Below are 23,176 nucleotides of genomic sequence, written 5' to 3' on the forward strand. Positions count from 1 at the left end.
CCGTATCGGGCCTTTTTTATCGGAGGGATCCCCTTGCTGATTAATGGAATACCGACAGAAGCAGTGTCCGCCAGGGATAGAGGGCTGGCATACGGGGACGGCCATTTCACCACCATGCTGGTGAAGCAGGGGCAGGTGATCTGGTGGCCGGCACACCTGGCCAGGTTGCAACATGCCTGCGCCAGACTCGGATTTGCGGAGCTTCCCTGGGATACTCTGGCCGCCGAAGTGGCGCAATTGGCAGCAGGGCAGACGCAGGCTGTCGCCAAGATAGTGCTGACCCGTGGCAGTGGGGGACGGGGCTATGATGGCGCGGGATGCAACACGCCCACCCGCATCGTCTCCCTGGCACCATACCCGGCCCACTACCTTGGCTGGCAGCAAAATGGCATCGCCGCCCTGATCTGCCAGCAACAGCTCGGCGATGCTCCCATGCTGGCAGGGCTCAAGACCCTGGGTCGTCTGGAACAAGTTCTGCTCAAAAGCGAACTTGCCGCGCGGGGCGGAGTCGAAGGTATAGTATTGAACAGCCGTGGATTTCTGGTAGAAGGAGTCAGCGCGAATCTGTTTTGGCGTCGTGGCAAGACGGTGTTCACACCGGATCTCTCCCGCGCAGGGATAGATGGGATCATGCGCAAGCGCGTGATCATGATGCTTAAACAGATGGGCATTGAACTGCGTGTCGTGGAGGCTCCTCTGGAGTCACTGTGGCAGGCCGAAGAAGTCTGGTTGACCAATACCCTGATGGGCATAGTGCCGGTCACCAGCATTGGGGATGTGCATTATCCCAGCCCGGTATTGATCCGCCGTTTACAGGAGCGTTTGGTCATTGAAGTTTAATCGGCTCTACACCCTGCTCGCGGGGGCAGCCCTGACCGTTGCCGTCGCCGGGGGTTATGTGTATTACAAATGGCAGCAGGTGGAGACGCTCACCAACAAGGGGCCGACGCGCCTCTTTACCGTCGAAAAAGGCGCCCATGCGGCGCGCCTGATTGCCGAACTGGGGGAGGGGGAAACCAGCCCCTGGGCGGTGCGGCTCTGGCTGCGTGGCCACCCCGAACTGGTTGCCATCAAGTCGGGTACCTATGAGATCAAGGAAGGGGCCCCGCTCAAGGAGACCCTCTCCCTGTTTGCCTCCGGCAAGGAGTTTCACTTCAGCCTGACCTTTGTCGAGGGTTCCCGTTTCGAGGACTGGTTGAAGCAGCTCTCGAGCGCCCCTTATCTTGAGCGGCTGACCGTGGAGCAGAGCGAGACTGAGCTGGCGCAGGAGCTTGGCATCGACAACGGCAAGCTGGAAGGTTGGTTCCTGCCGGAAACCTACGCCTATACCACCCATGCCAGCGACATCTCCATTCTGCGCCGCGCCTATCAGGACATGAAGGCCTTCCTGCAGGAGCGCTGGGAGAAGCGGCAGGCCAATCTGCCCTATAAGACGCCCTATGAGGCGCTCATCATGGCCTCCATCATCGAGAAAGAGACGGGCCAACCGGATGAGCGGGCACAGATCGCTTCTGTGTTCGTCAATCGGCTGCGCCTTGGCATGAAGCTGCAGACAGATCCCACCGTCATCTACGGGGTGAAGGACAGGTACGATGGCAACATTCGCCGCAGCGATCTCACCGATGTGAATCCCTACAACACCTATGTGATCGATGGTTTGCCGCCCACCCCCATCGCCATGCCGGGCAAGGCCTCCATCGAGGCGGCGCTCAACCCCAAGTCGACCGACTATCTCTATTTCGTCGCCAAGGGGGGCGGGGCCCACTATTTCTCCAGGACCCTCGATGAACACAATAGAGCGGTTCGCGAATTCATATTGAAGAAACCCTAATGTCTAAATTTATCGTGATTGAAGGACTGGAAGGGGCAGGGAAGAGCTCCGCGGTGCGCTATGTGACCGACTATCTGCATGCCCATGGCATCGACAGGATTGAGTGCACCCGTGAGCCGGGTGGCACCCCTCTGGCGGAGCGGATGCGCGCCATCGTCAAGGAGGTGCACGACGAGCGCCTCACCATTGAAGCCGAATTGTTGCTGATGTATGCCTCCCGGGTGCAGCTCGTGGAGACCCGGATCAAGCCGGCCCTGGCTGAGGGTCGCTGGGTGGTGGGGGACAGGCACGATCTCTCCTCCCAGGCATATCAGGGGGGCGGTCGCGGTATCAATGCCCAGCTCATCGGCGCCATCAAGCAGGCGGTGCTCGGCAACTTCAAGCCGGATCTGACCCTCTACCTCGACATCGATCCCGGCCTCGGTCTGCAGCGGGCCCGCCATCGCGGCGAGCTGGATCGCATCGAGCTGGAACAGCTCAGCTTCTTCGAGCGCACCCGCGCCCGTTACCTGGAACTCGCGGCCAAGGATGACAGCATACTGGTGATCGATGCGAGCCAGACGCCGGATAGGGTCAAGGCCGCCATCGAGGCCGCACTGGACCATTACCTGTCGAACGAGCGCCTATGTATCCCTGGCTGATCCCGGATTGGCAGGCCCTGAGCCAGACCGCCCAGGCCGGCCGCCTGGGGCACGCCTGGCTGCTGCTCGGGGATCCCGGCCTTGGCAAGGAGCAGCTTGCAGAACGATTGGCGCGCCTGCACCTCTGCCAGCAACCGGATCGCGGTGAACCCTGCGGTCACTGCCACGCCTGTCAGCTGCTGGACAAGGGTCATCACCCGGATCTCGGCACCATAGGTGCCGACAGCAAGAGCATAGGGGTCGAGGCCATCCGCGAGATCTGCGGCCGCCTGCAGAGCACCTCCCAGCTGGGGCGCGGCAAGGTGGTGATCATTCCGGACGCAGAGCGGATGACGGAGTCCGCCGCCAATGCCCTGCTGAAAACCTTGGAAGAGCCGGCCGGCGACAGTCTGCTGCTGCTGATCGCCTCCAGGGTTTCCCGCCTGCTGCCCACCATCCTCAGCCGTTGCCACAAGCATGTCTGTCAGCTTCCGACAGAAGGGGAGACACTGCGCTGGCTGAGTGAACAGGGTCATCAGGCCACGCAGGCCCAGGTGCGGATCTGTCAGGGGGCGCCGCTTCGGGTGCTCAGTTACATCGAAGAGCAGCAGGATGGGGCCAGACGCATGCTGCTCGAGAGTTTCGTCTCCCTGTCGCAGACGCCGACCCGGGCGGCGAGTGTCTGTTCCCAGCTGGCGGAGGAGAGTCAGATCAGGTTGCACTGGTTGCAACTCTTCCTGTGTGATGCCCTCAAGATCCAGGCGGGCTGTGGCCATCATCAGCTGGCGATGCCGGATCTGACTGCCCTCAGCGAACAACTGGCCGAGCGCCACTCCAGCGAAAGATTGCTGGAGGCAGAGCAGCAGCTGGTGACGCTCAAGGCCGCCTGCCAGCCGGGTCAACTCTCCAATCCCACCATCCATCTGATGAACTGGCTCAATCGCTGGTTATGACAAGATACAAGGTTGTCTATGTTACTCGTTGATTCCCACTGCCATCTCGACCGCCTCAGCTATGGCAGCAAGCAGACCGACATGGCCGATGTCCTGGCCAAGGCCGCGAAACGGGATGTGGGATATTTTCTCTGCGTCAGCGTGACCCAGGCGCAGTTCCCGACCATGCTGGCGGCGATCGCCCCTTATCCCCAGGTGTTTGCCTCCTGTGGCGTCCACCCGCTTAATCAGGATCCCGGTGTGGATGCCCCCTTGCTGCTGACCCAGGCGGCGGATGAAAGAGTGGTGGCCATAGGCGAAACCGGGCTCGACTACTTCTATTCGCCGGAAAACAAGGAGGTACAGCAAGCCTCCTTCCGGGAACACATCCGGGTGGCCCGGGCCCTGAACAAACCCCTGATCATTCACACCCGGGATGCCCAACAAGACACCTTGCAGATCATGCGTGAGGAGGGAGCCGATCAGGTGGGGGGCGTGCTGCACTGTTTCACCGAGTCTCTCGAGATGGCTCAGGCCGCCATGGAGATGGGGTTTTATATCTCCATCTCGGGGATAGCCACCTTCAAGAATGCCACGGCGCTGCAGGCCGTGGTCAAGGCATTGCCACTGGAGCGATTGCTGATCGAGACGGACTCTCCTTATCTTGCCCCTGTTCCTCACCGGGGGAGGGAGAACGAACCCGCCTTCGTGCGAGACGTCGCGCAATTTATTGCGGATCTGCGGCAGATACCCTTGGCCGAATTGGCAGAGGCCACCAGCCACAATTTCTTTGAGCTATTCAAGATGGCGAAGAAATAATCATAAAGAGCCCCGTCTGTCGGGGCTCTTTATTTAAAATCATCAACCTGACCACCCCCACCAATATCAATTACCTACATCGTTATCTCTCACCGAAATATCAGGTTCGGACTCATCTTCTGGAAAACGCCAGTGACGGATACGAAGTGATCCTGCTCATAATCCCGGGAGGTTGGAGGTATTAAATCAATACTCTATAAGTATCGATAATATTCATTATCGATACTTGATGGATCTGAAAGATCCTGTAAGATCCTCCTAAACTCCATATCGAATCATAGACTTACGTGGCCTATCCAACCATTTCACAACCTGCTCAGCAGTCATTGCAGACTGTGTTCGATCCTGCGCTCAATAGTCGTGCCCGGCGTTTCCTGCGCAGTGCAAAAGCGGATTCCACCCTCAATGCCTATCAGGCTGATACCCGTATTTTCGTATTCTGGTGCCAGTTACATGGGCTGGATCCGCTGCAAACCAGTCATCACGACATAATGAACTTTCTGGCGGATCAGGCCGACGGCATATTGGCGGACTGGGTATGGCTGGATAAAGAGGAGGGGAAGGGGGAGCTGCGTAACGGGGAGCCTCGAAAACCGGCCACCCTGGTGAGGCGGCTCGCCGGTATCCGCTATGCCTTCAAGCAGAAGGGCATTCATCCCATGCCGACCGAGCATGCGGAAATAAAGGAGATGATGCGGGGCATAGTGCGCCTCGGTGATAACCGCAAGCGCAAGACGGGAGCCCTGACCCTGCAGCCGCTGAGCAGGGTACTCGATGAAATAGATACCTCGAATCTGGCGGGGCTGCGGGATCACACCTTGCTGCTCTTGATGTTCAGCGGCGCCCTGCGCCGTTCGGAGGCGGCTCGCATCGAGGTGGGCGATCTCGACTTCGTGGGGCAGGGGATCCGGCTTCGGCTCAAGCCGAGCAAGCATCAGCTCCATGAAACCGAGATAGCGCTCATTCCCGGCAAGCAGTATTGCCCGGTAACCGCACTCAGCCGCTGGTTGAAAGCAAGCCGCATAAGCCAGGGGCCACTGTTTCGTCGCATGACCCGCTGGGGGCAGCTCACCGCAGAGCCACTCGGGCCCCAAGGCATCAACCGGATGATCAAGCGGCGAACCGGCCAGGTCATCGACGATCTCTATGTCAGTGGCCACAGCCTGCGCCGAGGCTTCATCACCTCGGCGGTAACCGCGGGCAAGCCCATGAACAAGATCATCGAGGTGACACGGCACAAGGACATGCGTACCCTGCAGGAGTATTTCGACGATGCGCACAAGTTCTCCGATCATGCCCTCGCAGGCTTGCTGTAAGATAACCGCGCCACGGTGTTTTTTATGTTAAATACCATCTGATTGATTTGATGATATATTTATCGCCCCCCGAAGCAGTGCCGGTGAAGCGTCAGTACCATGAAGCGAAAAAGAGCCAGGCACAAGCGGTGGCTCTCACCCCTTTGCAGGGGAGTGTCATTCCAGCGATCTCCTGTCGCGCAGTGGTGAGAGATAACAAGTTCCACTCTCTTAGTTAGCAAGGTCGTATGAGCCAGGAAATGAAGATGAATGTGGCGCAAGACAATGCCGAGCGGCAACGCCAACACGTGAAACGCAAGCAGGAAACCCACAGCAGGCTGCAATGCTGGATCAGCAATCGCCACGCCGAGCGGTTGCAGGAGCTAGGTCAGCATCTGGAAGACAACCAGGCTTCCCTCATCGAGCAGGCGATCGACTTGCTCTATCAGCACGAGCTGGTGCCGCAATATGTTGAAGAGCACAGTGACCAGCACACTCACCATGAAGAGCAATCCAGGTCGGACACCATAGATTGAGCAGAGTGAGCAAATCGTGGGAATAAAAAAAGCCAGGTACGAATTCCTTGTACCTGGCATAGGGGAATTGGCTCCTTGCAGAGCCGTGCGCTAATTGATATGCGGATTGCCTTAAGCTTAGACAAGGCGCGAGGCATTTCAAGAAGTGACTAAAAGTTCAACCAGAGTGTGGGTTTTCCAGACTCGAACAGGTGTCTGTCCTTGAAATGGCCGCCGACATCTCACTCATTGAACAAGTTGTTGTCCCGCACCAACTCACGGGGCAGGGCATTCTTGATGCGACTCCCCACCCATTTCCCCATACCAAGCGGATGCCCCTGATAGCGGACGATCACTTCCCCCGTTCCCGGAGCCAGCTCGGGCCAGACATCCCGTCCCATCATGAATTCACGCCCGTTGGCGGCATCCAGCTCGACACATCCCCGGGTGGCCAGACTTCCGTAAGCCAGCGCCCATTCATGGGTGAGGCGATAACCCTTCTTGAAGGTTTCCGCCAGCTTGATGCCGATGCGATCGAAGCGCAGCTTGCCCTGCACCTGCTCAAAGGCGTGAGGGAAGAGCCAGATCTCGTCATTGCGGCCACACAGCTGGCCGCGCGGAACTATCCCGAAGCTCGCCTCAATCTCGTGCAACATGGGCTCGGCCTCTTTCGCCGGCAGCGGGGAGAAGGGGAATTTGCCGAGCTTGCCCGGCTTGAACATGGTATTGGGCACTGAGTGATGCTTGCTGATCCTGGCAACGAAGAAGCCCTCGCTGTCGAAGATCTGGGGCCAGACATGCAGGTAACCCTCTGGGGTACAGGCCTGCCCGGCACCGGGGAAGAGGTCGGCCAGGGAGTCGACACTCAGGGCGTCGCCGAACTTGTCTCGCAGCGACTGACAGACCGCCTGATTCTCCTGCAGGCTCAGGGTGCAGGTGGAGTAGACCAGCACGCCGCCGGGTTTGAGGGCGTGGAAGGCACTCTCCAGCAGGCCTTGTTGCACAGTGGCAATCTCCTCGATGCTCTCGAGACTCCAGTTGCGCAGGGCATCTTCATCCTTGCGCACAGTGCCTTCCCCGGAGCAGGGGGCATCGAGCAGGATGGCATCGAAGGTTTCCGGCAACCACTGGCCAAACACCTTGGCATCGAAATGGGTCATGCCCACATTGGTCACGCCACAGCGCTGGATATTGGCGCTCAGCACCTTGAGCCGGCTGCTGGAAAACTCATTGGCGACCAGCATGCCCTGGTTGTCCATCAGGGCCGCTACCTGGGTGGTCTTTGAGCCGGGCGCCGCCGCCGCATCCAGCAGCATGCCATCGTGCTTTATCCGCTCGCTGGCAAAGAGCGCCGTCACCGGCAGCATGGAGCTCGCTTCCTGGATGTAGAAGAGGCCGCACAAGTGCTCGGCGCTGTTGCCAAGGGGCACGCTCTCGTCGGCACGGGTCAGCCAGAAGCCGGTCTCGCACCAGGGCACGGGTTCCAGCTGCCAGCCCAGTGGCGCCATGCGTGTCACGAAGTCGGGCACAGAGATCTTGAGGGTGTTGACCCGGATGCTGCGCCGCAGCGGCCGCCGACAGCTCGCCACGAACGCATCCATGGAGAGATGGGCCGGCATGATGTCCGCGATATGACGCAGGAAGTGTTCGGGAAGGTAGGTATTGTCGTGCACAGTGCCGTCTCGCTGACCCAAAAGAGGGGCGACATAGTACCACAGGGGTCGGAATATTCTGAATGGGCGATGGGCAAAACGAACAAGCCCGGCGCTGGGCCGGGCTTGAGTCAAAGGGTCAGGGAACATCAGGGCTGGATGCGGGGGCTCCACTCCAGCCACTCCTTCTCCGCCTTGCCATAGAGCGGGTAGTGGTGGCCGGCCTTGACGGTCGGCCCCATCTCCCGCTCCGGGGTGTTGAAGGCGATGCCGCCGGTCAGCAGACTCTGCACGGTTTCCACCTCTATGGTGCCGCCGGTCAGGCCGATGTCGGCCTTGACCCCGGACACGTTCCAGAAGCGGCTGTTGGCGCGCACCAGGTGGGCATATTCCTGAGCGACGTTCACCTCGATCAGCACCTCGCTGCCATCCCGGGCCAGCGCCACCCCGCTGACGCTGCCCACCACCATCTTGCGAAACAGCAGGGGGCTGCCGACGCTGATGCCGCTGACGGAGGGGCTCTTGAGGGTCAGGGCCAATCCGATGGGGGTGCTCTGACTCAGGGGGAAGCGCTCCTTGCCCGCGCCCTGGCCCGGGCTTGCCTCCACGAAAGCACCCTTGATCAGGGTGTCGAGGTGGGAGACGCCCCCCAGCCCGAGCTTGGCCTGCACCAGGGTGTAGCGCGCTCCGCTCTGCAGGAAACGGGCGGCGTACTGCCCATCCAGCTCGGCCCTGAAGCTCACCTGACCCAGGGTGGGATCCAGTTCAATCTGCTCCACCTTGCCGATGTCCACCCCGCGATAACGGATGGGACTGCCCACCCCGAGCCCGGGATTGCTGTCGGCGGTCAGGGTCAGGGTGCGCACCTGGGTGCTGGCCTGCTCCTTGCTGTCAAACAGCTGATGACTGCTGCGGCCGGTGCCGAGCCGGTCAAATTCGATAGCGCCGCGAAGCAAGGTGGCGAGGTTGCCCATCTTGACCTGCACACCGTCGAGCCGGATCTTGCCGTCGATGGCCGCCTTCTTCCAGAACTGGGGCTGCTGCTTGAGCAGGGGGGCGTAGACGGCGTCTATCTCCAGGGTGATGGCCACCCCGCGCTCCTCGGCTTTCAACGCCTTGACCTTGCCCGCTTCCAGCCCCAGATAGAGGACGGGGGAGCCTACGCCTATCCCGTCAGCTTGCTCGGCGCGCAGTGTCCAGCGCTCGGGCCTTGCATCACGGCTGCCGAGCAGGGCCAGCTCCTGGCTGGGGTAGAGGCGGTCGATACGCGCCCCCCCGGTGGCTTGGACCAGCTTGATCCCGCCTGCCAGCCAGGCACTCGCCGGGCTGGTCTCCACCTTGAGGCCGCTCAGATCGGCCTGCACCTGCAAGGGGGAGGCGCGATAGAAACGGGCCCGCTTGAGCAGATGCTGATAACCCTCGTTCACCACCAGGTTGACGCTGGCATTGCCGCTGCCATCCAGGGTCAGCGCCCCCAGCTGGCCTATCTGCAACCCCTTGAACCAGAGCGGGGCGCCCTCGTTCAAGCCAGCCAGATCGTCCGCCTGCAGGGTCAGCTTGATGCCATCGCGCTGCTCCTGGCTCGCCAGCGCCATGGTGCTGACCTTTTCACCTGCCACATAGTCGAGACGAATGGCCGGTCCGGCCAGCAGGCGATCCGCGTGCTTGACCCCGGTGGGGGAGAGGGAGACAGTCTCCCAGACCAGACGGCTCTTGCCGGTCATTCGAAATGCCTGCTCGGGGTTGATCAGCGCCGTGACGACCCGGCCCTGCTCGGTCAGGCGAATGGGGTCTATCCTGCCAATCTCTATCCCTTCATAGAGGATGGGCATGCCTTCCTTGACTGGCAGATCTCCCGCCTGGATGGTGATGCGCTCGCCCCGAGCCGCCTCGGCCAGTCCCTTATAGAGGGTGAAATTGAGCCCCTTCTGCGCGACGGGAGACTCCTTGGGAGAGTCGAACGCTATGCCGCCGCTCAGTATGGAGGTGAGGCTGCCCGCCTCCACGCTGACACCGGCCAGGCTGAAGGAGCCCTTGATGCCGCTGATGTTCCAGAAGCGGGTATCCACCTTGACCAGGTGCTCGAAGCGCGGCTCTATCACCAGATCCAGGATCACATTCTGGTTATCCTCTCCCAGGCGGGTATTGATGACGCTGCCGACCTCGAGCCCGCGGAAGTAGATCCTGGCACCTATGCCGACCGACCCCAGGGAGTCGGCGGTCAGATGCAGGGTGCGCCCCTGGGCCTGATAGCCGGGGGGAGGGCCGTCCAGGGCATCGAACTCGTCCTCCAGCGGGTTGTTGTCCCGACCGGGTTGCAGGTTGATGTAGTTGCCGGAGACCAGGGTATCGAGACCCGAGATCTCGGTGAGGGAGGCCTTGGGGCTCACCAGCCAGAAGTCGGAGCCCTTGCGGATGAGCGGGCGGGCGCGGCTGTCGACCTTGGCGAGCACGGCTATCTTGCGACCGTCCTGTGCCAGCTCCAGATCCTGGACCACCCCTATGGCCACCCCCTGATAACGCAGTTGGGTCTTGCCCGGCAAGATGCCGTTGCCCTGGGCAAAGTTGATGCGAATGAGTTGACCGCTGCTCGTCCACTGCTGGTAGATGAAACCACCCGCCAGCAAGAGGGCGATGAAGGGCAACAACCAGACTGGGGATAACCAGCGATGTTTCTCAATGACGGGTTCTGCCCCGATCATACCGACTCCTTAAATTGGCTGTGATGCACAGCACATCCGATACAGAAAAAATGCATTAACGGGCCGCCTTGTCCCACAGCAGACGGGTGTCGAGCATCCGGGCCGACATCATGGTGAGGATCACCACGCCGGCGAAGGCGGTTGCCCCTGGCCCTGCCCGCACGTTGAGCAAGACACCGCGATCCACCAGGGCCACCATCAGCGAGATCACGAACAGGTCCAGCATGGACCAGCGACCGATGAAATCGATGATGCGATACATGATGAGCTGACGCTTGCGCCGCACCGGCTTGCTGCGCTGCAACTGCCAGCAGATCCAGCCCAGCCCCAGTATCTTGCCGATGGGGACTATGATGCTCGCGGTCAGCACTATGGTGGCGATGCCCGACATCTTGCTGCGATAGAGCGCCATGATACCGCTGAAAATGGTATCGGACTGCAGTAATCCCTTGTTGTAGAAGTGGGTGATGGGCAGCAGATTGGCGGGCAGCAGCATGAAGGTGGCGAGCGCCAGCAGGCCCCATGACCAGGCGAGCGAACGGGGGATCCGCATCTGCAGGGGGCTGTGGCAGCGAGGGCAGCTCATGGCACTTTGGTAGCGCACCAGCAGGCCGCAGGTGTGGCAGCGGCAGAGCCCGAGTTCACGGGCGCTGGTCGGTATCATGATCCGGCTCCTGCGAGGCGTTGTGCAGCGGTATCCGCTCCCAGTAGGGGGCGGGGTCGAAGAGAATGAGCAGCGTCATGTTGAGCAGCATCAATATTCCGAGGCTGAGCAGACCGCCCCCCAGACGCACGTCGGCGATGTCGATGAGCTTGAACAGGGCGACCATCAGGCTGACGATGTAAACCTCCAGCATGGCCCAGTGTCGGAACACCTCCACGGCTTTGAGCGTCGGGGCCAGCATGTGCCAGCGCTTGGCAAGGCCGGAGGCAAGCGCAAAGATGCCGAGCAGCAACCCCGCCGGCGCCAGCACGGCGCACCAGAGCACCAGGCTCGCCACCCAGAGTTCCCCCTCCTCAAACAGCATCAGAATGCCTTTGAGCAGGTTGGCATCGGAGTTGACCCCGGCCAGGCGCAGGTAGAGCAGGGGTTCGAAGAAGGCGGAGGGGAGCAGCAGGAAGCCGGTGATGGTGAGGGCCATCAGCTGGGAAGGACGGAAAGCATAGCGCCCATAGAGATGCTGGTGACAGCGCGGACAATGGGCGTGACGACGCAGGGGCAGCAGCTTGCGTTCGATCAGCAAGTCACACGCCGGGCAGACGATCACGGAGTGGGGATCCGACATACGATTCAACCTGTTGAAGGAATTGATAAAATTTACCCTAAATCGCCCTCGCTGTCTTGCCGGAGCGAAACCTCTGGCCAAGAAAAGATGGCCTGGCGGCCAACCCGCTGGGCCATAGAGAGAAACACTGAACACGGTTGCCGGACCAGGGGGAGCTGATGCGGTGATGGGCGCGGTGGCGGATCCTGAGTGTTATTTGCAACACTGTATATTCATACATATACTTGCAGTCACTATCATGAGGAGGACGCCACTATGGCCGTTGAGATCAAGTATGTTGTCGTGCGTGGGGGAGTGGAGAAGATGACCTTTGCCAGCAAGAAAGAGGCGGATGCCTATGACAAGCTGCTGGATACCGCCGATGAACTGATGACGCTGCTGGCCGGGGCACCGGTTCAGCTGGCACCCGAGCAGCAGGAGAGCCTCGCTTTTTACCTGGCCGAGCAGCGAGATCTGCTGCAAAACGTGCTGCGCGGTGGCAAGGGGCAGGGGATCAGCCCCAAGGAAGAGAAGGTGGATACCGAGAAGCCCAAGGGAAAATCCCTCAAGAGCGTGGCCTGACAGAATAAGGGCGGGGCAGGGCGTCCAACCCTGGCTTCCGCCCCACAATATTCAAGAAGAGTCCATTTTCAGTCATTTTTGTCGCTATTTACCCCGAGAAATTTCCAACAAGACTGCATAGTCATTGAATAAATACCATATACCATTGTCCGCGGTGTGCCAGGGAAGCCTTGACGACTCATACCCGGGCCATCTGGCATCCCCTGATGCCGATAACCCCATTTATCGGCATCAGGATTGCGCGGCGCCGAGCCAGCTTCACTCAACAAGACTCACAAGCACCATCATGACTCATCCGTCACTGCCACCCGCCATGCCGTTGTTCGATAATCTGCTCCATCTGGAGGCGGGCAATCCCCAGGTCAACCAGTATCTGGCCACTCTCAGCCTGGGCAATGTACCCGATGCCGGCCTCGTCTATGAGCTGGCCGTCGACTGGCTGCTGGAGCAACGCCACAGCGAGAACAACTACAAGACCTACCGCAGCGAGCTGACCACCTTCCTGCATTGGTGTTTCTGCGAGGTGGCCATCAGCCCAAAGGATCTCACCAGGCGCATCATGATGCGCTACCTCGACTACTGCCAGGCTCCGCCACAAGGGCTTATCGCATACCGAAATGTGGCCCAGTTCGTGCTCGACAAGGAGTGGGGAGAGCGGTTGCCCAACCCCTTGTGGCGACCGTTTCTCGGCAAGCGGGAACTGGGCCGCGAGCTGCCATACCGTCTGAGCGAGCAGGCGATGAAGACCAAGCTCGCCATACTGTCGGCCTTCTTCCAGTTCCTGATCCAGGAGGAGTACATGGACCGCAATCCGGCGCTCCTGCTGCAACGGGTGAAGCGGCCGGACAGCCAGGATGCCGGTGAAGAGGCCCAGTCCTTTACCGAATTGCAATGGTCCTATGTGATGCAGGCAGCCGAGCGGCTGGCAACCGAATGCCCGGCCCAGCATGAGCGCAGCCGGTTTCTCATCTGCCTCATGTACGCCTGTTATCTGCGTATCTCCGAGGTGGCGGCCAGACCGGGCTTCAGCCCCGTCATGAGCCAGTTTCGCCGCGACAGCAAGACTGGGGTCTGGGGCTATGACATTCCACGCAGCAAGGGCGGCAAACGCCGCACCGTGGCCGTCTCCCAGGCCTTGTTGGATGCACTGGCACGTTATCGCACCTTTCTTGGGCTCTCGCCGCTGCCAGCCCCGGGCGAACAGACGCCGCTCTTCGTGCGCCACAAGGCGGCGGCCCATGGCCGGGAGCAAGGCGAGCTCAACGCCAATCTCGGGATCCGCCAACTGCGGGATCTGGTGATTGCTGTCTTCGAGCAAGCGGCCAGCCTGGCCGAGCAAGATGGCTTTGCCCAGGATGCCGCCGAGATGCGTACCCTGACGCCGCATTCCATTCGCCATACCGGCATCACCCACGACATCAACCTGCATGGCCGGCCACTGTCACACGTACAGGCAGACGCGGGACACGACAGCATAGACACCACCTCCAAATACCTGCACACCGGCAACAGCGAACGCCACGAGAGTGCCAGCCATAAGCCGCTGGATCGCCTACATGAATGAGTGCCCGTGTGCAGACTGCGCAAAGTTGCTACCCAGCGTATCTGCCAAACGTTATATGGCGGGAAAATATGCCCGCCAGTCGCCTTCATATATAACCGCGCATAATGTATATTATGTTAAATGATGTGTGCTTGTTTCCTGTTACCGCCAATTGAACTGTGTATAATGGAAACAATTGATCCTATCCCCGACCGGATGTCTTAAGTGGCTGAATTAACATCAGAACAATTAAAACCCGCTTTCACGATTGAGCAGTTCCCCACGCTCAGCGAGCTCGAACCCATCCCTTTTGCCGCCCTGCAACCCAGAGCCATTTCTGGCATCAAGCGACTGGCCAGTTTTGATGGTGACTGCCCGGTCATGCTGCTCAACGGCTTCCCGGGTGCGGATTATGAGAGTGTCTGCCAGACCTTGATCGCCTCTTCCAATGGCAAGGATGGCGACCTTTTCGATCTCTGTTACACCGAAAACCTCAACAACCCGTTCAAGCCTATCTGGCTGCGCCTGCAACCCGGTACCGGGTTCGAATTCTGCGAGATGGTTGGCGAGCTGCTCAAGCTGATGAGCCATCACCTGGATGCCGAGCGCCTGGTCACCCGGATCATCCGCAAGCAGGAAAATGACCCCAAGATCGTGGACTTTCTCTCCGATCTGGCGGCGCACGTGGCTCAGGGGCTCGAATTCCAGCACCCGGTGCTCATCAACCTGCTGATCCATCACGAAGAGCAGCAAGCCCCCATCATCTATGGTCGGGACCTGAACTGGGACACCCTGTTTGGCTCCATCAACTACCAGACGGAACAAGGCTCGGTCTATGCCAACCAGCATCTGCTGGAGCCGGGCCTGCTGCGGGAAGCCAACGGCGGCTATCTCATCCTGCAGCTCGACGAGCTGCTCGATCAGCCCCATCTCTGGTTCAAGCTCAAGAACGCCATGCAAAAAGGCGAGCTGGACTGGAATGCCTATCAGGAAGGCAAGACCCTGACCCCCTTCTTCACCCCCGAGGCCACGCCTATCCGGTTCAAACTGATCCTGGTGGGCGACCGGCTGGAAGTGGCCGAGTTCCAGATGCTGGACAGAGACATGTCCGAGCGCATCTTCCTGCGCGCCGATCTGGTGTCCGAGGTGAACATCGAAGAGGACTTACCCGAGTTCTTGCAATACCTGGCCTGGCTGCGGCTGCGCTGGAACCTGCTGGACTTCACTCCGGGTGCCCTCCTCGCCCTGTGTCGCCATGCCAGTCGTCTCTGTGACCATCAGGAATGGCTCTCCCTCTCGGAGGTGCAACTCAGCGCCATCATGCGCATGGCCGACAGCCTGGCCCGCGAGCTGGAGGCCGAGAAGGTGACCGACGAGCACATACTGCTCGCCCTGGAGGAGCAGGATTACCGCCTCAACTACCTGGTGGAGCAATCCGATCAGGGGGTCATCGATGGCCAGATCCTGCTACAGACCGACGGTGAAGAGGTCGGTCAGATCAACGGCCTCTCCGTCATTCAGGTGGCCGGTCATCCTTATGACTTTGGTGAACCGGTGCGATTGACCGCCACAGTGCATCTGGGGGATGGCGACGTGGCCGATATCGAGCGCAAGGCAGAGCTCGCCGGCCACATTCATGCCAAGGCGATGATGATCATCCACGGCTATCTCTCCAACAAGTTCGGCGCCGAGAACCCCTCGCCGCTCTCGGCAAACCTGGTGTTCGAGCAGTCCTATCACGAGATTGACGGCGACAGCGCCTCCCTGACCGGTCTGTGCGCCCTGCTCTCTGCCCTCGCCCGCCAACCCATCTCCCAGCGCTTCGCGGTGACCGGTGCGGTCGATCAGTTCGGCAACGTGCAGGCTGTGGGTGGCGTGAACGAGAAGATCGAAGGCTTCTTCCGGGTGTGCAAGATCCATGGCATCACCGGCAAGCAAGGCATCATTTTGCCCGGTACCAACGCCCAGCAGCTCAACCTCTCCGATGAGGTGATTGCCGCCGTCGAAGCGGGCCAGTTCCATATCCACCCGGTGGATCACGTGGAAGAGGCCATCGAATTGCTGACCGGCTGTGTGGCCGGCGAGCCTGACATGCCGGACACCCTGTTTGGCCGGATCCAGGACAGACTGGATGAACTCAATGGCACGGCCCCCAAGAGTGGCGTGCTGCGCAACCTGCTGGGCCGTCTATTCGGCCTCTAAATAAAGTGATCGGAGTTGTTTAGCGAACAACTGTAAGCTAAATTGGCCCGGCTTTGACCCATATGAAGGATAAACAGCGTGACCCTAGATAACGACACCACTAATACCCACCTCTCCCTGTGTGAACAAGGTAAAGAGTCGTTTACCCGCGAAGAGCTGCTTGCCTGCAGCCGTGGCGAATTATTTGGTGAGGGTAACAGCCAACTGCCCGCCCCCAACATGCTGATGATGGATCGCATCGTCAAGATCACTGACAACGGTGGCGAACACGGCAAAGGCGAAATCCTGGCCGAACTCGATATCACTCCGGATCTCTGGTTCTTCGACTGCCATTTCCCTGGCGATCCCGTCATGCCGGGCTGTCTGGGTCTGGATGCCATGTGGCAGCTGGTCGGTTTCTTCCTGGGCTGGAAAGGCGGTCCGGGCAAGGGACGCGCTCTGGGCGTGGGCGAGGTGAAATTCACCGGCCAGATCCTGCCGACCGCCAAGAAAGTGACCTACAAGATCACCTTCAAACGCGTCATCAACCGCAAGCTGGTGATGGGCATTGCCGACGGCGTGGTCGAGGTGGATGGTCGTCCCATCTACAGCGCGACCGACCTGAAAGTGGGCCTGTTCAAAGACACCACCGCATTCTGATCTGCTCTGACCCGGTCAGAGAGTGACAACGTAAAGGGGCCGCCATGGCCCCTTTCCTTTTTGCAATGAGTGATGAAGTCTCGGTTACTTCATGAAGAGGCCTGAGCCTCGCCCCTCCATGGCGTCGCGCCAACCACCAAGCCAGTGCCCTCTGGCATCCAGGCATTGGTACGGACACGCTTCTTTCTGTTTGCCGACTACGCCAGCCTGATAACCACGAGCGCGTGCTCTTTCCAGACGGTCCCGTTTCTGTCTCTTCATCATCTACGACCCTCTTCGTGGAACAAAAAAGCGACCAAGTTTTCACCGGGTCGCTTTCATCTTTACCCCAGGGGGGAAGCAGGGTCAAACAAAAAATTCCATGCTATTCAGACGTTGTGACACAAGATACTGAACTGCATTAATTTTTGATGACACATTTTTTATCGCTGGTAACGGCGCAGCCAGGCGAAGGGCAAGGCCAGCAGAGTCAACCAGAACAGGCTGCCACCACCACCATCTTCACCATCCTGACCGGTCTGGTTGTTGACCGGGGCATTGCTCACCACATATTCAGCGGGCTTGTTGCCCTGATAGTCCGCCACGGCCGGTGTCAGCTTGACGGCGACCACGGTCGCGTTGGTGCGCAGGTTCAGATCGCTCTCGCTATTGTAGCGATAAGCGGTGGCGGCTATGGTGCCATCACTGCTGATGCCGCTGGCGTAGGCGATGTGGTAATACTTGCCATTCTGGGCACACTGCTTGGCACCGGCATCATCCAGACCACAGATCAGGTCGTTCAGGTACCAGTTGTTGCTCGGGGACGCCGCATTGAGCAGGAAGGCTTCCTGCATGCGGTTGGTGCCGTTGGCCACAGGCTGGGTCTGATGACGGGAGTCACGCCAGCCAACCACCATGTTGTGATCGTTGATGGCCGCGCCCTCGGAGCCGGAGCCAGAGAGCGGCTTGTCCTGCAGGGGGATGCTGGCCGCAGAGCTCGGATTGTTCAGATTGAACAGGAACATCTCGGTCGGTCGGTTCTGACCCTTGTTGATGCTGTAACGCTGGTTACCAATCACATAGCCATTCTCGTTGACAGACACAGCCCAGCTATTTTGCAGCACGCTGTCATCCTTGCCCGGCTCACCATCGGGCAGCGGGATGATCTTGGTGGCCCCCACTGTGCCGGCATCGAGATCCAGGGTCCAGTAGCTGGCCAGGTTGCGGCCGTCGAGATCCCCCGACCCTACCTCACCGGTGGAGCTGTAGCCCACGCCGTACAGGGTGCCGTTGAATGTCGCCGCACCAAATGCAGACGCGGTCTGCAGCACTTCGTCGCGCTGACGACCATAGTCGCTGGCCTGTATCAGCTTGTTGAAACCGCCTGAGCTATCGAGCAGCCAGAAGCTGGCCTGGGTATCGACCCCGGGGCAGTAACGGAAGTCACCATATTCATCGTCATTGCCGGCGAAACACCAGTTATAGAAGTCACCACCCACATTGTGGCGGTACTTGCCACTGGCGGCTGTCCCTGTCACCAGGTACTGACCGTTGTCCAGCTTCTTGATGCTGGTCGGGACGCTCAGGCTGTGGGTGCCGGCGGCATCTTTCAGCTCGACCGGGTTGCCGTCATTGACGATGGCAAAGGCGGTGCGCAGCTTGCCGTCCATCTTGTAACCCGCCCGATCGGTCGGGGCATCCCCCAGGGCCGTTACCAGGCCATCGGTCTGAGTGGTGGCAACATAGCCGATGCCGCTGCGCTGATCGACACCATCGAGGAAATCGCGGCGCCACTGGTAGGCAAAGCCCGGATTCTCGTCCCAGAAGGAGTCACAGACGGAGCTTGAAAGGAAGCAACCCTGCTCGAAGCGGAAACGATCGACCAGGAAGTCGGCAGAACGCACGGTCGAGAAGTACTCGGCCATGTTGTTCTTGGTATTGATCCCGATGAGTCCGCTGCCATCGGTACTGATCCCGCTGGCATATCCTTTGACTTCGTCATCGACAATGGTGAAGAAGGAGCTTTGTGCCGCCTGCGCGTTGAGGCTGGCGCCGACCAGGATGGCCAGCATGGATAATTGCTTTTTCATCTACTTCCTTAGTCTTGATGTTTCAACGCTTCCAACTCCTCCCAACGGGAGAAGGCGTGTTCCAATGCGGCCTCTGCCGCATGCAATGCATCCAGTTTGGACTGGGTCTGCTCCGCCGGCAGGGAGAAGAAGCCGGGATGGTTGATCTCCGCCTGCAGGGCATCGAGTTCCGTTTCCAGCTGCTCCAGCCGGGCTGGCAGATTATCCAGCTCCAGTTGCAACTTGTAAGAGAGTTTGCGTGTTTTTTTCGCCGGCTCCGCCGCCAACGCGACAGGCTCTGCCACCTTGGCCGCGGCCGCCTTGGTCGCCTGTTGCTGACTCTGCTGGGCCCGGGTGGCCATCATGTCGGCATAGCCGCCCACATAATCGCTGATCCGCCCATCCCCTTCAAACAGCCAGCAGCCGGTCACCGTATTGTCGATGAAGCGACGATCGTGGCTGACCAGCAGCAGGGTGCCCGGATAATCGGTCAGCAGCTCTTCCAAAAGTTCCAGCGTTTCGACATCCAGGTCGTTGGTTGGTTCATCCAAAATCAACAAGTTACTGGGTTTGAGGAACAGCTTGGCCAACAGTAGACGGTTTTTCTCGCCCCCTGACAAGGCCTTGACCGGGGTCCGCGCCCGTTTGGGTTCAAACAGGAAGTCCTGCAGGTAGCCGAGGATATGGCGGGAGCGGCCGCGCACCATCACTTCCTGCTTGCCCTCCCCCACGTTGTCCACCACAGTCTGCTCGGGATCGAGCTGTTCGCGGTACTGATCGAAATAGGCCACTTCCAGGTTGGTGCCGCCCTTGACCAGCCCGCGGCTCGGCTCGAGCTGGCCCAGCAAGAGCTTGATGAGAGTCGATTTGCCGCAGCCGTTGGGGCCGACCAGGGCAATCTTGTCGCCCCGCAGCACCTGCAGATCCAGCCCCTGGAACAGGGTACGATCGCCAAAGTCCAGGCCGAGCCCTTCGGTCTCGAACACCAGCTTGCCGGAGCGGTTGACGTCGTCCATCTGCAGCTTGGCCTTGCCCTGCAGCTCACGGCGCTGGCTGCGCTCCATGCGCATCGCCTCGAGGGCGCGCACCCGGCCTTCGTTGCGGGTACGGCGGGCCTTGATGCCCTGACGCACCCACACCTCTTCCTGGGCCAGCTTGCGGTCGAACTCGGCGTTTTTCAGCTCCTCGACCCGCAACCACTCCTCCTTCCCTTGCAGGTACTGATCGTAATTGCCGGGCCAGGAGGTGATGGCGCCCCGATCGAGATCGATGATCCGGGTCGCCAGCTTGTGAATGAACTCCCGATCGTGGGAGATGAAGACGATGGCGCCGCGAAAATCCTTGAGGAACTCTTCCAGCCAGTTGATGGCGTCTATGTCCAGGTGGTTGGTCGGCTCGTCCAGCAGCAGCAGATCCGGGTCACAGGCGAGCGCCCGGGCCAGGGCCACCTTGCGCAGCCAGCCACCGGATAAACTGTCGAGGGTCACGTCGGGATCCAGCCCCAGCAGGGTCAGCACCTGGCTGATGCGAGTCTCGAGCTGCCAGCCGTTCTGATAATCGAGCTGCTCCTGCAACTCGCTCATCTTGCGGATGTTGGCGTCGGAAGGATCGTGGCCCAGCTCCAGGGAGATGTGGTGATACTGCTTGAGCAGCTCCCCCACTCCGGCCAGCCCTTCGGCGGCATAGTCGAACACGGTCAGCTCGCTCGAGGCGGGAGGATCCTGCTCGAGACGGGTCACCTTCAAGTCCTGCTGCAACACCAGACGGCCGTCATCCAGGGAGAGCTCACCGGCGATGACCTTCATCAGGGTGGACTTGCCCGCCCCGTTGCGCCCCACCAGACAGAGGCGCTCGCCACGCTCTATGGTCAGCTCGGCGTTGTCGAGCAGCGGGAAATCACTGAACGACAGACAAGCGCCGTGCAATGTCAAAAGTGCCATGTTTGTTCCTTGTTACTTATGAAAAAACGGGCGGCAGACTCTGCCCCCGTTTCATCGTCAAATCAGCCTCACCCCTGACGGGCAAGCCAGCCCTTGAGCTGTGCCAGGGTGAAGGGCCAGCCCAGTTCGCCGCCGGCGTCATCCCGCAGCACAGGGATGCGCACCCGGTAGGCCGCAAGCCACTGCTCGTCCTCCATGATGTCACACTGGCGAGTACTGGCGGCAAGGCCAGCCTCCTCCACCAGCGCCCAGGCCTGTTCGCACAGGTGGCAGCCGTCGGTGTGAAACAGGGTCAGCATCAGGCCTGCGTCTCGGCGTGGGTGATGATCCAGCAGTTGTGGATATGCTGGTTGCGTTCAAAATCCTTGGGCCGGGTCTTGCCGGTGATGTTCTGGGCCTTGAGGCCGGCGGCCTCGAGACCAGCCAGATCCATCTTGAAGTGGCGCTTGTTGTTGGAGAACACCAGGGTGCCGTCCGCCGCCAGCAGGCGTTTGAGGTGCTGCATCAGCAGCAGGTGATCCCGCTGCACGTCGAAGCTCTCGTCCATCCGCTTGGAGTTGGAGAAGGTGGGCGGATCGATGAAGATGAGATCGTACTGATCTTCGGCCTCGGAGAGCCACTTCAGGCAATCTGCCTGGACGAACTTGTGCTGACGGCCCACCAGCGAGTTGAGCCGCATGTTGTCCTGCGCCCAGTTGAGGTAGGTGTGGGACATGTCCACAGTCGTGGTTTCGCTCGCCCCGCCAAGACCCGCGTGCACGGTGGCACTGCCGGTGTAGGCGAACAGGTTCAGGAAGCGCTTGCCGCGGGCCATCTGACCCAGCATGCGACGGGTCTGACGATGGTCGAGGAAGAGGCCGGTATCCAGGTAGTCGTAGAGGTTGACCCACAGACGGGCGCCGTACTCCTGCACCTCCATTCTGTGCTGCTCTTCGGAGAGCTTCTGGTACTGCTGCTTGCCTTCCTGACGCTCGCGCACCTTCAGGATCACCTTCTCGCCGTCCATGCCGGTCACCTTGATGGCGGCCTGCACCATGTCGAGCAGACGCTGACGGGTCTTCTGGGCGGGAATGTCCTTGGGCGCGGCGTACTCCTGCACCACCAGGTAATCCCGATAGCGGTCGATGGCGGCGTTGTATTCCGGCAAGTCGGCGTCATAGAGGCGATAGCAGTCGATCCCCTCCTTGCTGGCCCACTTCTCGAGGGTCTTCAGATTCTTGCGCAGACGGTTTGCGAAGTCCTGGGCCACCTCTTTCTGGGAGGCCACGGAGTCGAGCGCTATCTGGTAGTTGCGCAGCTGACACTCCAGCGCCCCGTTGAACAGGCGATATTGCTTGTCGGCCCGCAGGCGCAGGCAGCTCAGCAGCTCAGGCGAGGCAGACAAAATGGTGACCTTCCAGCCCTGGAAGCTGCGGCGCAGGGCATCGCCCAGGGCCTGGTGCACTTCCAGCAGGGCCGGGAACTCCCCCAGACGCTCGCCATAGGGCGGGTTGGAGATCAGCATGCCGACTTCGCGGGCCTCCCCTTCTGCGGCGGCTTGCGGCAGCGGGTTCTCAAGCGCGGTCACGTCGGCCTGTTTGAAGGTGATGAGGTGGGCCACACCGGCCGCCTTGGCATTGTCGCGTGCCTTCATCAGCACACGAGGGTCGGCATCGCAGCCAAACAGCTTCACTTCGCAGCGCTGCATGCCACGCTTGGCGCGCACCTGGGCTTCCATCATCAGGCTCTGCCACAGATCGCCATCGTGTTGCAGCCAGCGATCGAAACCGAAGCGCTCCCGGCGCAGGGCCGGCGCCATGTCGGCGGCGATGAAGGCCGCTTCGATCAGCAGGGTGCCGGAACCGCACATGGGGTCCATCATGGGCTCGCCGGTCCAGCCGCTGCGCGCAATCATGGCGCAGGCCAGGTTCTCTTTAAGGGGCGCTTCGCCTGTGCCCTGACGGTAGAAGCGCTGATGCAACGCCGGGCCGGACAGGTCCAGGGTTATGTTGGCCTTGCCCTTGCCCAGGTGCGCCATGATGCGAATGTCCGGCGACTTCTTGTCGACGTCCGGGCGCACATGGCCGCGCTTGGTGAAGCGATCAACGATGGCATCCTTGATCTTCAGCGCGCCGTACTGGGTGTTGCGAATGGCCGGGTTGGTACCGGTGAAGTCCACGGCTATGGTGGCGGTACCGGGGAAGTGCTCTTCCCAGGGAATGGTGTGGGCACCGAGATAGAGATCCAGATCGTCGTTCATCTGGAATTCGGAGAGCACCAGCACGATGCGGGAGGCGAAACGGCTCCACAGGCAGGCCTTGTAGCCGATGGCCAGTTCGCCTTTGAAGTGGACGCCGGCCACGGTCTCACGGACCTGCTCCGCGCCCAGGGTGGTCAGCTCGACGGCCAGCAGGTTTTCCAGCCCCTTGGGGCAGGTTGCAAAAAATTCTTTCATCACGCTCACGGGGATGCCATAAAAATAGTGCCGCATTATACCTTATCGGCCCGCACTCGGCATCCGAACCTTGGGGTTCGCGCGAATATAAAGGGGCTGGCCGGCGCAATGGCTACCATTTTTTGCTCTTGTCACCGGCACAGAGGGCGCGGGCTCG

General features: G+C 60.3%; 20 protein-coding genes. 11 read left to right on the forward strand and 9 right to left on the reverse strand.

Features of this window, described 5'->3' with window-relative positions:
* Window positions 1-33: 33 nt before the first annotated feature.
* The 7 genes from pabC to OC537_RS06215 all read left to right on the forward strand — a co-directional run bounded on the left by pabC (window position 34) and on the right by OC537_RS06215 (window position 6,033).
* Entirely contained in the window at window positions 34-840 is an 807-nt protein-coding gene (gene pabC / locus OC537_RS06185) for an aminodeoxychorismate lyase (protein ID WP_262110339.1), read from the forward strand.
* Window positions 830-1,831 (forward strand): endolytic transglycosylase MltG, encoded by a 1,002-nt coding sequence (gene mltG, locus OC537_RS06190; RefSeq protein WP_162520022.1) that lies wholly within the window; start codon window positions 830-832, stop codon window positions 1,829-1,831. The genes pabC and mltG overlap by 11 nt, the downstream gene beginning before the upstream one ends.
* Entirely contained in the window at window positions 1,831-2,472 is a 642-nt protein-coding gene (gene tmk / locus OC537_RS06195; protein WP_262110342.1) for a dTMP kinase, read from the forward strand. Before mltG ends, tmk begins: the two co-directional genes overlap by 1 nt.
* On the forward strand, window positions 2,457-3,404 hold the full coding sequence (gene holB / locus OC537_RS06200) for a DNA polymerase III subunit delta' (protein ID WP_106886785.1): 948 nt from the start codon (window positions 2,457-2,459) through the stop codon (window positions 3,402-3,404). Before tmk ends, holB begins: the two co-directional genes overlap by 16 nt.
* 18 nt (window positions 3,405-3,422) lie before the next feature.
* Window positions 3,423-4,202 (forward strand): TatD family hydrolase, encoded by a 780-nt coding sequence (locus OC537_RS06205; protein ID WP_262110344.1) that lies wholly within the window; start codon window positions 3,423-3,425, stop codon window positions 4,200-4,202.
* Window positions 4,203-4,489: 287 nt separating this feature from the next.
* Window positions 4,490-5,518, forward strand: coding sequence for a site-specific integrase (locus tag OC537_RS06210; RefSeq protein WP_262110346.1), 1,029 nt, complete (start codon window positions 4,490-4,492; stop codon window positions 5,516-5,518).
* Between the two features lie 227 nt (window positions 5,519-5,745).
* On the forward strand, window positions 5,746-6,033 hold the full coding sequence (locus OC537_RS06215) for a RepB family protein (protein ID WP_262110349.1): 288 nt from the start codon (window positions 5,746-5,748) through the stop codon (window positions 6,031-6,033).
* 221 nt (window positions 6,034-6,254) lie between these two features.
* On the opposite strand, the gene rsmF is transcribed toward OC537_RS06215, so the two are convergent.
* The 4 genes from rsmF to OC537_RS06235 form a co-directional block, all read right to left on the reverse strand.
* Entirely contained in the window at window positions 6,255-7,685 is a 1,431-nt protein-coding gene (gene rsmF, locus OC537_RS06220) for a 16S rRNA (cytosine(1407)-C(5))-methyltransferase RsmF (RefSeq protein ID WP_262110353.1), read from the reverse strand.
* 128 nt (window positions 7,686-7,813) lie between these two features.
* Window positions 7,814-10,366, reverse strand: a complete 2,553-nt coding sequence (locus OC537_RS06225) for an MlaD family protein (RefSeq protein ID WP_262110355.1) — start codon at window positions 10,364-10,366, stop codon at window positions 7,814-7,816.
* 55 nt (window positions 10,367-10,421) lie between these two features.
* A complete protein-coding gene (locus OC537_RS06230) occupies window positions 10,422-11,030 on the reverse strand; it encodes a paraquat-inducible protein A (RefSeq protein WP_025326992.1) in 609 nt (202 codons plus the stop codon).
* Window positions 11,008-11,652, reverse strand: coding sequence for a paraquat-inducible protein A (locus OC537_RS06235; RefSeq protein WP_106886778.1), 645 nt, complete (start codon window positions 11,650-11,652; stop codon window positions 11,008-11,010). The genes OC537_RS06230 and OC537_RS06235 overlap by 23 nt, the downstream gene beginning before the upstream one ends.
* A 255-nt stretch (window positions 11,653-11,907) precedes the next feature.
* On the opposite strand from OC537_RS06235, the gene OC537_RS06240 reads away from it, so the two are divergent.
* The 4 genes from OC537_RS06240 (at window position 11,908) to fabA (ending at window position 16,597) form a co-directional block, all read left to right on the forward strand.
* Entirely contained in the window at window positions 11,908-12,213 is a 306-nt protein-coding gene (locus tag OC537_RS06240; protein WP_139743885.1) for a YebG family protein, read from the forward strand.
* A gap of 286 nt (window positions 12,214-12,499) precedes the next feature.
* Entirely contained in the window at window positions 12,500-13,777 is a 1,278-nt protein-coding gene (locus OC537_RS06245; RefSeq protein ID WP_262110370.1) for a tyrosine-type recombinase/integrase, read from the forward strand.
* A gap of 204 nt (window positions 13,778-13,981) precedes the next feature.
* Window positions 13,982-15,958, forward strand: a complete 1,977-nt coding sequence (locus tag OC537_RS06250) for a Lon protease family protein (RefSeq protein ID WP_163136663.1) — start codon at window positions 13,982-13,984, stop codon at window positions 15,956-15,958.
* 78 nt (window positions 15,959-16,036) lie between these two features.
* Complete coding sequence (gene fabA, locus OC537_RS06255) at window positions 16,037-16,597, forward strand: 3-hydroxyacyl-[acyl-carrier-protein] dehydratase FabA (RefSeq protein ID WP_106886764.1); 561 nt, start codon at window positions 16,037-16,039, stop codon at window positions 16,595-16,597.
* Window positions 16,598-16,681: 84 nt separating this feature from the next.
* Here the strand turns inward: fabA and rmf are convergent, their stop codons facing one another.
* The 5 genes from rmf to rlmKL all read right to left on the reverse strand — a co-directional run bounded on the left by rmf (window position 16,682) and on the right by rlmKL (window position 23,055).
* Window positions 16,682-16,861, reverse strand: coding sequence for a ribosome modulation factor (gene rmf, locus OC537_RS06260; protein ID WP_005315693.1), 180 nt, complete (start codon window positions 16,859-16,861; stop codon window positions 16,682-16,684).
* 158 nt (window positions 16,862-17,019) lie between these two features.
* Window positions 17,020-18,666, reverse strand: coding sequence for a DUF3466 family protein (locus OC537_RS06265; RefSeq protein ID WP_262110373.1), 1,647 nt, complete (start codon window positions 18,664-18,666; stop codon window positions 17,020-17,022).
* Window positions 18,667-18,674: 8 nt separating this feature from the next.
* On the reverse strand, window positions 18,675-20,585 hold the full coding sequence (locus OC537_RS06270; protein WP_262110375.1) for an ABC transporter ATP-binding protein: 1,911 nt from the start codon (window positions 20,583-20,585) through the stop codon (window positions 18,675-18,677).
* Window positions 20,586-20,653: 68 nt separating this feature from the next.
* On the reverse strand, window positions 20,654-20,884 hold the full coding sequence (locus OC537_RS06275; protein ID WP_262110377.1) for a glutaredoxin family protein: 231 nt from the start codon (window positions 20,882-20,884) through the stop codon (window positions 20,654-20,656).
* The gene (rlmKL, locus tag OC537_RS06280) at window positions 20,884-23,055 is read right to left on the reverse strand and encodes a bifunctional 23S rRNA (guanine(2069)-N(7))-methyltransferase RlmK/23S rRNA (guanine(2445)-N(2))-methyltransferase RlmL (protein WP_262110379.1); all 2,172 of its coding nucleotides are present in this window, start codon (window positions 23,053-23,055) and stop codon (window positions 20,884-20,886) included. The genes OC537_RS06275 and rlmKL overlap by 1 nt, the downstream gene beginning before the upstream one ends.
* Window positions 23,056-23,176 lie beyond the last annotated feature (121 nt).

The organism is Aeromonas sp. Marseille-Q5825 (genome assembly GCF_946892685.1).
GTDB classification, from domain to species: domain Bacteria; phylum Pseudomonadota; class Gammaproteobacteria; order Enterobacterales; family Aeromonadaceae; genus Aeromonas; species Aeromonas rivipollensis.

Coding starts and splice junctions, on each gene's coding strand:
- rmf (WP_005315693.1), bottom strand. CDS start 16,861: ATGATGAAGAGACAGAAACGGGACCGTCTGGAAAGAGCACGCGCTCGT.
- OC537_RS06215 (WP_262110349.1), top strand. CDS start 5,746: ATGAGCCAGGAAATGAAGATGAATGTGGCGCAAGACAATGCCGAGCGG.
- OC537_RS06225 (WP_262110355.1), bottom strand. CDS start 10,366: ATGATCGGGGCAGAACCCGTCATTGAGAAACATCGCTGGTTATCCCCA.
- OC537_RS06230 (WP_025326992.1), bottom strand. CDS start 11,030: ATGATACCGACCAGCGCCCGTGAACTCGGGCTCTGCCGCTGCCACACC.
- OC537_RS06240 (WP_139743885.1), top strand. CDS start 11,908: ATGGCCGTTGAGATCAAGTATGTTGTCGTGCGTGGGGGAGTGGAGAAG.
- rlmKL (WP_262110379.1), bottom strand. CDS start 23,055: ATGCGGCACTATTTTTATGGCATCCCCGTGAGCGTGATGAAAGAATTT.
- OC537_RS06265 (WP_262110373.1), bottom strand. CDS start 18,666: ATGAAAAAGCAATTATCCATGCTGGCCATCCTGGTCGGCGCCAGCCTC.
- tmk (WP_262110342.1), top strand. CDS start 1,831: ATGTCTAAATTTATCGTGATTGAAGGACTGGAAGGGGCAGGGAAGAGC.
- holB (WP_106886785.1), top strand. CDS start 2,457: ATGTATCCCTGGCTGATCCCGGATTGGCAGGCCCTGAGCCAGACCGCC.
- OC537_RS06275 (WP_262110377.1), bottom strand. CDS start 20,884: ATGCTGACCCTGTTTCACACCGACGGCTGCCACCTGTGCGAACAGGCC.
- OC537_RS06235 (WP_106886778.1), bottom strand. CDS start 11,652: ATGTCGGATCCCCACTCCGTGATCGTCTGCCCGGCGTGTGACTTGCTG.
- OC537_RS06205 (WP_262110344.1), top strand. CDS start 3,423: ATGTTACTCGTTGATTCCCACTGCCATCTCGACCGCCTCAGCTATGGC.
- OC537_RS06270 (WP_262110375.1), bottom strand. CDS start 20,585: ATGGCACTTTTGACATTGCACGGCGCTTGTCTGTCGTTCAGTGATTTC.
- OC537_RS06245 (WP_262110370.1), top strand. CDS start 12,500: ATGACTCATCCGTCACTGCCACCCGCCATGCCGTTGTTCGATAATCTG.